This is a genomic window from Winogradskyella costae (assembly GCF_013403865.1).
Lineage (GTDB): Bacteria > Bacteroidota > Bacteroidia > Flavobacteriales > Flavobacteriaceae > Winogradskyella > Winogradskyella costae.
Window position 1 is genome coordinate 123776 of record NZ_JABFDK010000002.1, and the last position, 14116, is coordinate 137891.

The 14116-nt window shown below is 32.8% G+C and carries 15 protein-coding genes; 12 read left to right on the forward strand and 3 right to left on the reverse strand.

Annotation, left to right across the window (positions count from 1 at the left end; translation table 11 throughout):
- The first annotated feature begins 55 nt into the window (after window positions 1–55).
- The gene (locus tag HM986_RS07775) at window positions 56–1018 is read left to right on the forward strand and encodes a DUF4421 family protein (protein WP_179334520.1); all 963 of its coding nucleotides are present in this window, start codon (window positions 56–58) and stop codon (window positions 1016–1018) included.
- Between the two features lie 155 nt (window positions 1019–1173).
- Complete coding sequence (gene hpf / locus HM986_RS07780) at window positions 1174–1473, forward strand: ribosome hibernation-promoting factor, HPF/YfiA family (protein ID WP_179334521.1); 300 nt, start codon at window positions 1174–1176, stop codon at window positions 1471–1473.
- Window positions 1474–1604: 131 nt separating this feature from the next.
- On the opposite strand, the gene rlmH is transcribed toward hpf, so the two are convergent.
- Complete coding sequence (gene rlmH / locus HM986_RS07785) at window positions 1605–2078, reverse strand: 23S rRNA (pseudouridine(1915)-N(3))-methyltransferase RlmH (RefSeq protein ID WP_179334522.1); 474 nt, start codon at window positions 2076–2078, stop codon at window positions 1605–1607.
- Window positions 2079–2252: 174 nt separating this feature from the next.
- Here rlmH and nadC point away from each other — a divergent pair, with 174 nt between their 5' ends.
- The 4 genes from nadC to priA all read left to right on the forward strand — a co-directional run bounded on the left by nadC (window position 2253) and on the right by priA (window position 7172).
- A complete protein-coding gene (gene nadC / locus HM986_RS07790) occupies window positions 2253–3110 on the forward strand; it encodes a carboxylating nicotinate-nucleotide diphosphorylase (protein ID WP_179334523.1) in 858 nt (285 codons plus the stop codon).
- A 66-nt stretch (window positions 3111–3176) separates the two neighbouring features.
- Window positions 3177–4166 (forward strand): YihY/virulence factor BrkB family protein, encoded by a 990-nt coding sequence (locus HM986_RS07795; protein WP_179334524.1) that lies wholly within the window; start codon window positions 3177–3179, stop codon window positions 4164–4166.
- 127 nt (window positions 4167–4293) lie between these two features.
- Window positions 4294–4719, forward strand: a complete 426-nt coding sequence (locus tag HM986_RS07800) for a DUF2147 domain-containing protein (protein WP_115809374.1) — start codon at window positions 4294–4296, stop codon at window positions 4717–4719.
- Window positions 4719–7172: a replication restart helicase PriA gene (gene priA / locus HM986_RS07805; RefSeq protein WP_179334525.1), complete on the forward strand. Its 2454-nt coding sequence runs from the start codon at window positions 4719–4721 to the stop codon at window positions 7170–7172. The genes HM986_RS07800 and priA overlap by 1 nt, the downstream gene beginning before the upstream one ends.
- A 300-nt stretch (window positions 7173–7472) precedes the next feature.
- Here priA and HM986_RS07810 read toward each other — a convergent pair whose 3' ends face one another.
- Window positions 7473–8168: a LytR/AlgR family response regulator transcription factor gene (locus tag HM986_RS07810; protein ID WP_020894444.1), complete on the reverse strand. Its 696-nt coding sequence runs from the start codon at window positions 8166–8168 to the stop codon at window positions 7473–7475.
- A gap of 201 nt (window positions 8169–8369) precedes the next feature.
- Here HM986_RS07810 and rpsF point away from each other — a divergent pair, with 201 nt between their 5' ends.
- The 5 genes from rpsF (at window position 8370) to HM986_RS07835 (ending at window position 11056) form a co-directional block, all read left to right on the forward strand.
- Window positions 8370–8720 (forward strand): 30S ribosomal protein S6, encoded by a 351-nt coding sequence (rpsF, locus tag HM986_RS07815; protein WP_178984070.1) that lies wholly within the window; start codon window positions 8370–8372, stop codon window positions 8718–8720.
- Window positions 8720–9019 carry a 30S ribosomal protein S18 gene (gene rpsR, locus HM986_RS07820; protein WP_172837628.1) on the forward strand — a complete coding sequence of 100 codons (300 nt, stop codon included), beginning with the start codon at window positions 8720–8722 and terminating at the stop codon, window positions 9017–9019. Before rpsF ends, rpsR begins: the two co-directional genes overlap by 1 nt.
- 14 nt (window positions 9020–9033) lie before the next feature.
- Window positions 9034–9495: a 50S ribosomal protein L9 gene (gene rplI / locus HM986_RS07825; protein WP_179334526.1), complete on the forward strand. Its 462-nt coding sequence runs from the start codon at window positions 9034–9036 to the stop codon at window positions 9493–9495.
- Between the two features lie 113 nt (window positions 9496–9608).
- A complete protein-coding gene (locus HM986_RS07830) occupies window positions 9609–10478 on the forward strand; it encodes a glycerophosphodiester phosphodiesterase family protein (protein ID WP_179334527.1) in 870 nt (289 codons plus the stop codon).
- Between the two features lie 104 nt (window positions 10479–10582).
- On the forward strand, window positions 10583–11056 hold the full coding sequence (locus tag HM986_RS07835; RefSeq protein WP_179334528.1) for a DUF6495 family protein: 474 nt from the start codon (window positions 10583–10585) through the stop codon (window positions 11054–11056).
- Between the two features lie 216 nt (window positions 11057–11272).
- Here HM986_RS07835 and HM986_RS07840 read toward each other — a convergent pair whose 3' ends face one another.
- Entirely contained in the window at window positions 11273–12514 is a 1242-nt protein-coding gene (locus tag HM986_RS07840; protein ID WP_179334529.1) for an ABC transporter permease, read from the reverse strand.
- Window positions 12515–12691: 177 nt separating this feature from the next.
- Here HM986_RS07840 and hisS point away from each other — a divergent pair, with 177 nt between their 5' ends.
- A complete protein-coding gene (gene hisS, locus HM986_RS07845) occupies window positions 12692–14074 on the forward strand; it encodes a histidine--tRNA ligase (protein WP_179334530.1) in 1383 nt (460 codons plus the stop codon).
- Window positions 14075–14116 lie beyond the last annotated feature (42 nt).

The following is a 14116-nucleotide window of genomic DNA, read 5'->3' on the forward strand; positions in this document are numbered from 1 at the left end:
AATAGCAATCTATTTTAGTATCATTTATCAAAACAAACATTTTAATCTAATAACAATGCTGAAACCTTTTATACTTTTCGTTTTTTGTTTTAGTTGTTTAAGTCTTAGTGCTCAAGATTTGGATGATTTAGATTCGCTATTGGTAGATAGAGATATTGAAAATTATTCACTACGTATATTTTCTAATTTTAAGGTGAATAAATTTAATATTTCAGATAGTGATTCTAAAGCTAAGTTTGTACCTAATAATAGATATGGTCTTGGACTAGGTTTTGCTACTAAAAAAATCATCTTAGATATTGCTGTAAATATTAAAAATCCAAATAAAGAGAAAACATCTAGGTTCGATTTACAAGCCACAACTATCTTAAAGGATAAAAATTATGTAAAAATTTTTACGCAAGTGTATAGGGGGTTTAATGCTAAAAATAACTTTGATGAACCTACCGTATTTAGAGACGATATTAGATCTGTAAGTGTTGGGCTAAATTATATGTACACTTTAGATAATATAGAGTTTTCCTATTCCCAATTAAAGGCGGGCTTGTCTAATAAGAATTCTGATAATATATTTATAACAGGAGGTGTTGGTGTCTTCGGTAGTTTTGATTATTTTTCTGCAAAGCCTAGTATACTATCTGAAACCACGAGTCCTTATTTTAATGAGGAAGGCGATATTAAAAGATACCAAGGCTTGTCTTTCGGTGTTTTAGCTGGCGTCATCTCTTACTTTCAACTGCCAGAAAATATCACAGCAACGGTTAACGTTATGCCAGGAATAGGTTTGGTAGATAAAAAAGTGACCTTACAAGATGGAGGCTACAAACCAGGTAATCCAATGCTCTATAAGTTAGATTTTCTCATTGGTTTAAATTATAATTTAAAACAGTTTTATGTCAGTTTAAGCTATAATAATAGTCTGTATAGTACCGATTTGGATTATGGTAATAACTATCTTTTAAATCTTACAAAAGCAAAATTAGCTATTGGTTATAAATTTAATAAAAAGGGTAAATAATTCTATTGCTCTTTTAATTTTATCAGACTTTTTAAAAGGTCTATTTATATCTTAAATTTGAAATTTTATCAATTAATTATGATATTTATCAGTGATTGGACTGACTAAATCTTGTATCTTAGTGAAAAGAATAATTCATTAAAACAAGATAGATTATGACGGTAAATTTTCAATATGTAAACATTGATGTAAGTGATACACTTTCAGAATTAACAGAGGAAAAATTAGAAAAATTAGCTAATAAATTCGAGTTTCTTATTTCGGCTCAAGTATATTTTAAACATGATGAAAAAGATCATGAAGCAGGTAAAATTTGTAATATAGAATTAAGCTTGCCTGGACCACGTATTTTTGCGACGTCTAATGAGAAAAATTATGAAATGGCTATGAATGAAACTATTAACGATTTAACAAAACAGCTTAAAAAGCGAAAAGAAGTTTATAAGACACATTAGTAAGTTTTTAGTCGCAGTTTTCATACAGTAAATTATGAAGATTCTCTAAAACTAAAAGTATAACAGAAAAAATCTCAGGTTTATTATTAATCTGAGATTTTTTTTGTTCAGTAAGTATAATGTCTGTGTTTTTATTTATGATGATAAGGTTCATTTCTAAGAATTGTAAATCCTCTGTATAATTGTTCTATAAAGAATAAACGGACCATTTGATGTGAAAAGGTCATTTTAGACAACCCTAACTTTCCATTGGCTCTCGCGTAAACGGCATCTGAAAAACCATAAGGACCACCAATAACAAAGACTAAAGTTTTAATACCAGAATTCATGTGTTTCTGTAAATAGCTAGAAAATGCAACAGAGTCTAATTGTTTGCCATTTTCATCGAGTAGAATGAGTATATCAGATGTTTGCGTTTTTGCCAATATGAGTTCACCTTCTTTTTCTTTTTGTTGGGCTTCCGACAAATTTTTTACCTTTTTTAAATCGGGAATGATTTCAAAGTCAAACTTAATATAAAAACCAAGGCGTTTGGAGTAATCTGTAATTAACGCAATTAAGTTTTTATTGTCGGTTTTACCAATGGCTATGAGTTTTATATTCATGTTTTGATGCTTTGAGTGATTCGGGTTATTTTTTCCAAGTGGTATTGAGGAATCGATTTTAGACTGTTCTGATACAAATTTATTCGATTTACTCATAAATTCACTCGAACTGACGATAGATTTATTCAAATTTTCAAATTTCAATTCCTATTTTTACATCAAATATGTATTCAGATGATTTCAAAAGCACAATTCGATAAAGAAATAGAAGGTATTATAGCCAATGCAATTAGAGAAGACGTTGGAGACGGTGATCACAGCTCGTTGGCGTGTATTCCTGTATCTGCTCAAGGAAGAGCAAAGTTATTGGTAAAAGATAAAGGTACAATTGCTGGGGTGGAGTTTGCAAAGCAAGTTTTTGCCTATGTAGATGCGGATATGAAAGTGGAAATCTTAATCGAAGATGGGCAAAAGGTAAAGCATGGAGATATTGTTTTTTATGTTGAAGGGGCGTCGCAATCCATTCTTAAAGCAGAACGTTTAGTTTTAAACGCTATGCAACGTATGAGTGCAATTGCAACGAAGACTCGAGAATTTGTGGATTTATTAGAAGGTACAGGAACTAAAATTTTAGACACGCGCAAAACCACTCCTGGTATTAGAGCACTTGAAAAATGGGCAGTTAAAATTGGAGGCGGAGAGAATCATAGATTTGCACTGTATGATATGATTATGCTAAAAGATAACCACATCGATTTTGCAGGTGGAGTTGTTAAAGCTATTAATCTAACGAAGCAGTATTTAAAAGATACCAACCGAGATTTAAAAATTATTGTTGAAGCGAGAAACCTTGAAGAGATTAAAGAAATTTTAGATTGTGGAGGAGTTTACCGAATCTTAATCGATAACTTTAATTATGATGATACGCGAAAAGCAGTAAAACTGATAGGTGACCAGTGCTTAACGGAGTCTTCAGGTGGTATCAATGAAAACACTGTTAGAAAATATGCGGAATGTGGAGTCGATTATATTTCGTCTGGTGCCTTAACACACTCTATTTATAATAAAGATTTAAGCCTTAAAGCTGTATAATTTTAGATACCTTTTACGTTATATATAATGTAGATTTGTTAGAATCTAAACGCCAATAGCTAAGTAATGACTAAACCCATAGAAGATAAATTAAATAAGATACCGGTTGTCAATTTACTTGTGCGCTTTTTTAAGCAAATTAAGTTACCAGGATTTGAAGGTTTGTCGGTGTACGACCTTTTGGAACTTTATATCATGGGCATCGTCAATGGAGCATTGACCACAAGAGCTAGTGCTATTGCATTCAGTTTCTTTACGGCTATTTTCCCGTTTTTGTTGTTTGTGATTATTGTAATTCCTTATATACCAATAGTGGGTTTTAGAGCTGATTTTTTAGATTTCTTAAATTCTATTTTACCACCCCAGACGTCAGAATTTTTAATAGACAGTATTTTTAAAGATATGAGTAGTAATACCAGTGGAGGTTTAATTTCTTCTGTGTTTTTGCTGTCTATGTTTTTAATGGCAAATGGAGTTAATGCTGTGTTTTCTGGTTTTGAAACCTCATATCATAAACAGCTTTATCGCAATGTTTTTAAGCAGTATATGTTTGCACTTGGTGTAGCCTTAATTCTAGTTTTTCTTTTGTTATTAACGGTAGCTGTATTCGGATACTTTCAAATTTATATAATTCAACCCTTGTATGAAGGATTTAGCGGACACGCTATTACAGACGATGATAGCGGCTTGGGGTGGATTATCTTTGCTAAGTATTTATTCTTTGTTATTATGGTTTATTTGGCCACAGCAACTTTGTATTATTTCGGAACTAAAGAGGGAAAGGAGTCTAAGTTCTTTTCGGTTGGTGCGTTATTAACAACATTACTCATTATGTTAACGTCTTTTCTATTTGGGATTTATATTGAAAATTTTTCGCAATACAATGAGCTTTATGGGTCTATCGGAGCATTATTAATTCTACTACTTTATTTGTGGCTTAACTCTAATATTATACTGTTGGGTTATGAGCTCAACGCATCACTTCAGTTTTTGAGGAAAAATCCAAGAGCACGTAAGGAGATTAAACAGAAAGATATAGAAAAATTATTAAAGTAAAACGCTTTAAAATCTCATCGTTAGGTCGCGCTATAATTTATATGTTTTTAAAAACCATCTCTAATCGCGATGGTTTTTTAAATTAAACCTATTACATTTGAGAAATAAATCTCTAAAAAAACAAACTATGATTAAAAACACTTTAGCATTTTTTATTTTGTTCACGGTGTTTTTTAATTTGCCAGCTCAGAATATTTTAGGGAAGTGGAAAACCATAGATGATAATACAGGTGATGCGAAATCTATAGTTGAAATTTATGAAGAAGACGGTAAAATATATGGTAAAATCATAGCTGTAACTAATCCAGATGTAGAATCTAGAACTTGTAATGACTGTAGCGGTGCTCACAAAGATCAACCAATCGTTGGGTTGGTTTTTATAGAAGGTTTAACTAAAAACGGAAAGGTTTATGACGGAGGCACCATACTCAATCCTGAAAATGGTACCACTTATAGATGCCGTCTTAAGCTTGAAGATGATCCAGACACCCTTCAGGTAAGAGGTTATCTGGCCTTTTTCTACAGGACGCAATATTGGAAACGTGTAAAATAATGTTACATTTTATAGACGTCATATTGCCGATACCGCTACAAAAAGCGTTTACGTATCATATTACAGAAGCAGAATCTGAGTTTTTATCACCAGGAATGCGTGTCTCTGTACCTTTTGGTAAGAGTAAAATTTACACGGCTTTAGTGTATAGCATTCATAAAAATCCCCCCACAGCTTACGACGCTAAAACAATTCATCAGATTATGGATGATGCGCCTGTTATAACAGAAACGCAACTACAGCATTGGGAATGGATTTCGGGTTATTACATGTGTAGCTTAGGTGAAGTAATGCGAGCAGCAATGCCAAATGCATTTTTATTAGAAAGTGAAACGGTTATTTCTAGAAATGAAAAAATTAATATTGACACGTCTGAATTAAAAGATGAAGAATACTTAATTTACGAAGCATTACAGCACCAATCGTCTTTAAAGATAAACGATGTAGTTTCTATATTAGATAAAAAGCGTGTATTACCTATTATTAACAGTTTGGTTGAGAAAGGGGTATTGAATTTGCAAGAAGAAATGTACGAAAAGTACACGCCAAAATTAGTGCGGTATGTTAAGTTACATCAGAATCATAAATCTCAAGAAAAATTACAGATACTACTCGATGAATTGAGTCGTGCGCCAAAGCAGCGCGAAGTTGTGCTGACATTATTTACAATGGAAGCTTCGCTAAAACAACCTATTAAAGTTTCAGATTTAACAGAGCGCAGCGGTACATCAAATTCGATAGTCAAAACCTTAATTGATAAACATATTTTAGAAGAATATCACATTCAAGTCGATCGTGTCCAGTTTGATGGAGATGGAGATTCAGACACTAAACGACTGAGTGAAGCGCAGCAAGAGGCTTATAATGAAGTGGAGGCAATCTTTAAAGATAAATCAGTCGCTTTATTGCATGGTGTGACGTCTTCTGGTAAAACCGAAATATATGTACAGCTTATTCAAAATCAATTAGACCTAGGGAAGCAAGTACTGTATTTATTGCCAGAGATTGCATTAACAACGCAATTGGTTAATCGACTTCAAGATTATTTTGGAGACAAAGTAGCTGTTTTTCATTCTAGGTATTCAGGAAATGAAAGGGTAGAGGTTTGGCAAAATATGTTAGCTAATTCTGAGAAAGCCCAAGTTATTATTGGTGCGCGTTCCTCATTATTATTACCATTTCGTAATTTAGGTCTTATAATTGTAGATGAAGAACATGAGTCGTCCTATAAGCAATTCGATCCAGCTCCACGTTATCATGCTAGAGATGCAGCAATCGTATTGGCGAATATATTTAAAGCTAAAACACTTTTAGGATCAGCAACACCAAGTTTAGAATCTTATTTTAACGCGAGCCAAGGAAAATATGGTTTAGTAGAATTAAATACACGCTACAACAATGTGTTAATGCCAGATATTGAGTTGGTAGACTTAGCAGATAAATACAAGCGGAAGCGCATGAAAGGTCATTTTAGCGATAGATTAATCCAAGAAATGACAGAAACTTTAGAAGAGGGGTTTCAAATTATTTTATTTCAAAACAGACGTGGTTTTTCTCCTATTATAGAATGTACTAGTTGTGGTACATCTCCTCAGTGTCCTAATTGCGATGTGAGTTTAACTTATCATCAATATCGCGATCAATTACGTTGTCATTATTGTGGTTATAATTCTGTAATGCTAAAGAGCTGTCGAGCTTGTGGAAATGCGACTTTAGATACTAAGGGATTTGGTACAGAGCAAATAGAACAAGAGGTAAAAGTGTTATTTCCTGATAAGAAAGTGGCACGTATGGATTTAGATACCACGCGCGGAAAATATGGTTTTGAGAAAATTATAAACAGTTTTGAGCAGCGTGAAGTTGATATTTTGGTCGGCACACAAATGTTAACCAAAGGTTTAGATTTTAGATTTGTAAAGTTAGTAGGTATTATGAATGCTGATAATTTACTCAATTTTCCAGATTTTAGAGCACATGAGCGTAGTTATCAATTAATGGCTCAGGTGTCTGGTAGAGCAGGTCGTACCGATTTACGAGGTAAAGTATTGATTCAGACATACAACCCGCATCATAATATTTTACAACAAGTCTCTACAAATGCTTATAAAGAGATGTTTACTGAGCAAATGAACGAGCGTTACAATTTTAAATATCCACCAATTTACAGGTTAATTAAAATTACGTTTAAACATAAAGATTATGATAGAGTTAATCTCGCTGCAGATTGGTATGCTAAATCTCTAAAGCAACTATTTAAAGCTAATGTTTTAGGTCCAGAATTTCCACCTGTATCAAGAATCCGAAATTTATTTCATAAAAACATCTTAGTTAAAATTCCAGCGAAACAATCTTTAGGAAAAACGAAAGAAGCCATTAGGAAAATAGATAATAGTTTCAATGCTGTAAAAGATTTTAGACCAGTTCGTGTGGTGATTAATGTGGATAATTATTAAGACCTAGCAGGTTTTAAAAACCTGGTAGACCTACAAATTGTAACTAATCAATTTCATTACGGTTTTGATGGCCCTTAGGAAGTACTGTTACTTTTGAGATACAATTTCTATGATTACTTTTTTAAACATAATTGAGGTTTTTTAATAAAAGAAATCACGCTAAAGAAACATGAGTATTCTTTATCAGTATTGTCCTCTTTAGGGGAATTTTTTTTTTTGAGGTAGAACCAAAAAATCCTAAGCAGTTGCTCAGGATTTTTCAAAATTATAATGTAATGCTTTATATGTAAATGTAAGATTCTACATATTATTTAAAGCATCTACTAATTGGGTCTTTTTATTTCGACTCAAAGGAATCTCATACGCGCCGACTTCAACATTTTTACTGTTAAAACGGTCAATTTTATCGAGATTCACAATATAAGATTTGTGAATTCTTAAAAACTTACCTTCGGGCAATTCACTTTCAAACGCTTTCATTGTTGATAAAACAACTAGGCTGTTTTCTTCTGTTACTACTTTAACGTAATCTCCAAGGGCTTCAATCCATTTAATATCCTTAATATAAACTTTACGTTTTTTAAGATTACTTTTTACGAAAATATGCTCACCATCAGTTTCATTAAAGTCTAGTTTCAATTTATGCTGCTCAATAGCTTTTTCTACGGCAACATTAAAACGCTCTTTTGTGATTGGTTTCTGAAGATAATCGGTGGCATCGTAATTAAATGCTTTAAAGGCATATTCGGTTTTACCGGTAACAAAAATAATTTGGGGTTTGTTGTTGAGTACATCGAGTAATTCAAAACCGTTTAATACCGGCATCTCTATATCTAAGAAGATAAGATCTACTTTATGGGTATTAAGACCGTTTTTTGTTTCTAACGCACTGCTGTATTCTGCAATAAGGTTAAGCGAAGAGTGATTCTCGATTAACTTTACTATAGAGAGGCGCTGAATCGCAGAATCATCAACAACTACACAGTTTAAAGTCATAACATTATTAATTTTAGGTTAAGATATCGACAATAGTACGATAAATTCGGTTAAAAAACAAATAATACCGACAAACCGTAGTATTTAACATTGTGTTTATGCCGTGAAAACCTTTCTTATTTTACATTCAAAAAACATTGTCAAATATAGAAATAATATGTATTTTTGCAGCCGTTTTAACAATAAACAAAATTATTTATTATGAATCATTATGAAACTGTTTTCATCTTAAATCCCGTTTTATCTGAAGACCAGATAAAGGAGACAGTAAAGAAATACGAGGATTTCCTCGTTTCTAAAGGAGCTAAGATGGTATCAAAAGAAGATTGGGGACTAAAAAAATTAGCCTACCCAATTCAAAACAAAAAAAGTGGTTTTTACCATTTATTTGAGTACACTGTTGCTGGAGAAGCAATTGAGCCTTTAGAGGTAGAATTTAGACGTGATGAACGTTTTATGCGTTACTTAACTGTGAAATTAGACAAGCATGCTATTTCATGGGCTGAGAGAAGAAGAGAAAAAATGAAAGTTAAAGCAAAAGCAAAAGCGTAATTATGTCATCAATAGAACAACAAGCAAAAGGAAAAAAAGACGGCGAAATTAGATATTTAACTCCGTTAAATATTGAGACGTCTAAGACAAAGAAATATTGTCGTTTCAAGAAGTCTGGAATCAAGTATGTAGATTATAAAGATGCAGATTGGTTACTAGGTTTTGTAAACGAACAAGGTAAATTATTACCAAGGCGTTTAACAGGAACGTCTTTAAAATATCAAAGAAAAGTATCTGTGGCAGTAAAAAGAGCTAGACATTTAGCCTTAATGCCATATGTTGCTGATTTATTAAAATAAAATATCATAACACGATGGAACTTATATTAAAACAAGACGTTGAAAATTTAGGATTTAAAGACGATATTGTATCTGTTAAGAACGGTTATGGTAGAAATTTTTTAATTCCTCAAGGACAAGCTATTATGGCTACTTCTTCTGCTAAGAAAGTATTAGCAGAAACTTTAAAGCAAAGAGCTTACAAAGAGAAAACTATTATTGCTGAAGCTGAAAAAACTGCTGATGCTATAAGAGGTTTAGATATTAAAATTACAGCTAAAGCTGGAACTGGTGCAACTGCTGGAGATAAATTATTTGGTTCTATTACCACTATGGATTTAGCTGCTGCATTTAAAACTGCTGGTCACGATGTTGATAAGAAATTTATTTCTATCAATGGTGGTAACATTAAGCGTTTAGGTCAGTACGAAGCTGCAATTAGATTACACAGATCAGTAACAGTAGATTTAACTTTCGAAGTTATTGCTGACGCATAATCATTTTATTACAATTTTAAAAAGCCGTTTAGTTTACTAAGCGGTTTTTTTATAGTTTTTTTTTAACAGTGCAATCAGGTCATTAGTCAACTAGTTTTTTAAACGGTTTTAACATGAAATATTTTCTATTAATTTTTACTATTTGCGCTCTTTTTAGTTGTAAGCAATCTACAGAAATAATAAAAAGTTCTGAAACACAGCCTTCTAAGCTTATAGCGCTTTTTAAAGCTTCTAATTCCGGGTATCCAAATATTAGTGTACATCGCGGTGGTAAAGGATTATTTAACTATCCAGAAAATGGTTTAGAGACTTTAAAATATGTCAATGATAGTATTGTTGCTGTTTATGAAGTTGATGTTGCGCAAACTAAAGATGGGCAATTGATTTTGCTTCATGATAACACTATTGATAGAACCACAACAGGAACTGGAAAGGTCGATGAATTAACATTTGCTGAATTGAAACACTTTAATTTAGTGGACGATCATGGTAATGAAACCACTTTTAAAATCCCATTGTTTTCAGACGTATTAGATTGGTGTGTAAAGCAGAATGTTATTCTTACCGTCGATATTAAAAAAACGGTGAGTCAAAAAGTTGTTATAGACGCTATTAAAAAGGCCAATGCAGAAGATCATAGTATTATTATAACTTACAATATAGAACAGGCTATCTCTGCATACCAATTAGCACCACAATTATTACTATCTGTTTCTGCACGAAATAATGAAGAATTTGAACGTTTATTAGACGCTAAAATACCAACAGAAAACATGTTGGCTTTTACCGGAACACGCTTATCAGAAGAATCGTTTTTTAAGAGATTACACGATAATAACATTGTTTGCATGTTGGGTACCTTAGGTAACTTAGATAAAAGTGCGGAAGCCAAAGGAGACGAATTATATAACCGCTGGAAAGAAAAAGGGGCAAATATTATGGCAACGGACAGACCTTTTGAGGCTTTTAAGGCTATAAATTAATTTTATAAAAAATTCACTAACTATAAAATTACGTCTTATCAATTTATGAATTGAGAGACAGCTCAAATATACTTCACGATAAATAACAGTAATTATTTAAACACATGAAATATTCAAGATTAACCAAAGAACAATTTGAAGAATTACGCGAAGAGTTCATCAACTTCTTAGCAACACAATCTATTACAGGTGATGAATGGGAAGCTATTAAAAAGAATAAACCAGAAACTGCTGAACAAGAATTAGATGTTTTTAGCGATTTAGTTTGGCTTGGTGTTTTAACTAAAGTAAAATATTTAGAGCATATTTCGCCTAATCAAATTCACCTGTTTGAATGCAATGAAAAGAGCATGCGTTTAATTGCTTTAAGAATTGAAAATGAATATGTAGATTTTACAACCAAAGAAGGTTTTAATTGGTTAAGAGATAATTTGCTGTCAGATTCTGTAGAATTTTTTAATGCTAAAAAAGACTATTCAGACGATAAACATTTAGATATATTTAAAATGATTCAATCTGGTGCGAGTATTACAAAAGGAGAATTATTTAATTATTTTTCTAATCTAGTAAAAGGATAAATCCCTATTACAAAAAATAATAATCTTAATTCGTCACTTCGAGTGGTTTGTGAGGTACACGTAAATTGCATCGAGAAGCTTTTGTTAGATAATGCTATTTTTAAGGTTCTCGATACAACATTGTGAGAAAAGCAATGTCACGCGAACTGACATCCAATTATAAATAGAAATTAAATTACTGATGTTGTTTGAGATTCCTGCCTTCGCAGGAATATATTACTCATAACGTAAAGATTCAATAGGATCTAATTTTGCCGCTTTGGTCGCAGGATATAAACCCGAAATTACAGCGACTATAAAAGCGATACTTGTTGCCCATATCATCGCCACCCATGGTGTTGAGAATTCAAGATCAAAGCCTTTGGCAACAGCTAAACCAATTAAAATTCCAAGAATAGTTCCTAAAAGACCACCGAGCTGACCAATTATTATGGTTTCCATAAAAAACTGAAAGGCAATCGTTTTGCTTTTAGCTCCAAGCGCTTTTCTTACACCAATTTCTCGTGTGCGCTCGCTTACCGAAACTAGCATAATGTTCATCAGGGCAATGGTAGATCCAAAAATGGTGATGATACTAATAATCCAGGCTGCAACATAAAGCGCCGCTGTATTTTGTGCCACTTGGTTCAATAGATCTTCACTACGTTCAATGCCAAAATCGTTCTTTTCTATTGGATTTAGTCCTCTAATATTACGAAATGTTAATATGGCATCATCTTGAGCAGCTTCTAACATATCCGTTTTATCTACTTTAACACTAAGACTGTAATTAATATTTGGATTTGTAAAAATAGAACGCGCTCTTTGAAGCGGCATAAATACGCGCAAATCTTGATTATTACCAAACGTAGCTCCTTTCTCTTTTAAAACACCAACCACCTTAAATTTAGAACCTCTAATGCTTATAGTTTTTCCAATAGGATTTTCAACAGGAAATAATGCTTTTTGTAAATCGCTACCAATAACGCAAACCGCATTACTATTATCAACATCAAATACATTGAGCGAACGCCCGTTTTCAACCTCTAAACCAGAATTTTCAAGATAAAATTCGTTTGCGCCCAACACGGCTACTTCCGGATCTGTTTTTTTGTTATCGTATTTTACTTCAGCCGCAGAAGTACCATAAAAGGATACGGCCACTTTAGTAAATGGAAAATTATAATTGTCTTCAAAATCCTTTACATCTCTATAATCGATAATTGGATTTATTTTCTGACGTTCTCTACTGCTTTGACGTTGCGCTGTAAATTCGTAGCGTTGAAAATTAAAAGTATTAGAACCCATAGAAGAGAAATTACTAGCAATGGTGTTCTCTAACGCAGATACTCCGCTTAAAATTCCGACCAATGCCATGATACCAATTGCGATAATTAAAACCGTTAAAATGGTTCGTAGCAATTGACTTTTTATAGAATCGAAAGCAATTCTAATATTCTCTTTGGCTAATGAAAACATAGTTTTTTGTCGCGTTAGTTGGGTTGTTTTAAGTATAAGACGACTTAAACAGCATAAAGTTACTATAAAATGAAGATATCTTTACAAGACCTCTAAAAAATATAATATTTTTGTGATTACTATAGAGTTTAAATTAAGTTTCACTAAATAAGATTTCCACTTTCGTGGAAAGTAAACATGGCACAAAAACCAAGCATCCCAAAAGGTACAAGAGATTTTAACGCAGAGGAAGTCGCAAAACGTTCTTATATCATGGAAACGATAAAAGAGCAGTTTCAAATTTTCGGATTTCAACCTATTGAAACTCCAAGTTTTGAGAATTCAGAGACCTTAATGGGGAAATATGGTGATGAAGGAGACCGCTTAATTTTTAAAATTTTGAATAGTGGAGAATATTTAAAGAAAATTTCAGAAGATGATTATAATTCTAAATCTGAAAGTTTAATTACTCCTAAAATCTCTGAGAAAGCATTGCGCTACGACCTCACGGTGCCTTTTGCACGTTACGTCGTACAACATCAAAACGAAATCGAGTTCCCATTTAAGCGCTACCAGATTCAACCCGTTTGGCGTGCAGACCGTCCACAAAAAGGACGTTTTAGAGAGTTTTTTCAATGTGATGCTGATGTGGTAGGTTCTAAATCGTTGTTTCAAGAAGTAGAATTTGTACAGTTGTACGATGCGGTATTTTCAGCTTTAAAATTAGAAGGAGTAACCATAAAAATCAATAATCGTAAGATCTTATCTGGGATTGCAGAAGTGATTGGTGCACAAGATAAACTCATTGATTTTACAGTCGCTTTAGATAAATTAGATAAAATCGGTGAAGAGAAGGTAAAAGAAGAAATGCGAGGTAAAGGGATTTCTGAAGAAGGGATTTCTAAACTTCAGCCTTTATTCACCTTAAAAGGGGATTTCGGTAACCAGATTGAAAGTTTAAAATCTATTTTAAGTACTTCTGAAATTGGACTAAAAGGAATTGAAGAACTCAAATTTATAAACACAGCCATTTCAAACTTAAAACTAAAAACAGCAACGTTACAATTAGATGTGACTTTAGCAAGAGGTCTAAATTATTACACAGGTGCCATTTTTGAAGTGTCAGCACCCGAAGGTGTAAAAATGGGATCCATTGGTGGAGGTGGTCGTTACGATGATCTAACCGGAATCTTTGGTCTTAAAGATATGAGTGGAGTAGGGATTAGCTTTGGTTTAGATCGTATTTATTTGGTCTTAGAGGAATTGGATTTATTTCCATCAACCATAGCGGAATCTACAAAAGTACTTTTCATTAATTTTGGTGACAAAGAGGCTATGTTTAGTTTGGGAGCCGTTACTAAATTGAGACAAGCCAATGTAAAAGCAGAATTGTTTCCTGATGCTGCGTTTTCTGGTAAGCAAATGAAAAAACAAATGAATTATGCGAACCGTCGTAATATTCCATTTGTGGTTATCATGGGTGAGGAAGAATTAAAATCCGAAGTATTCACCTTAAAAAATATGGCTTCAGGCGAGCAACATAAGGTAGATTTTGAGGCGCTTTTTAACCTGTTAAAATAAAGAAAGCCTCAGTTTTTACAAACTGAGACTTTCTAATCACTA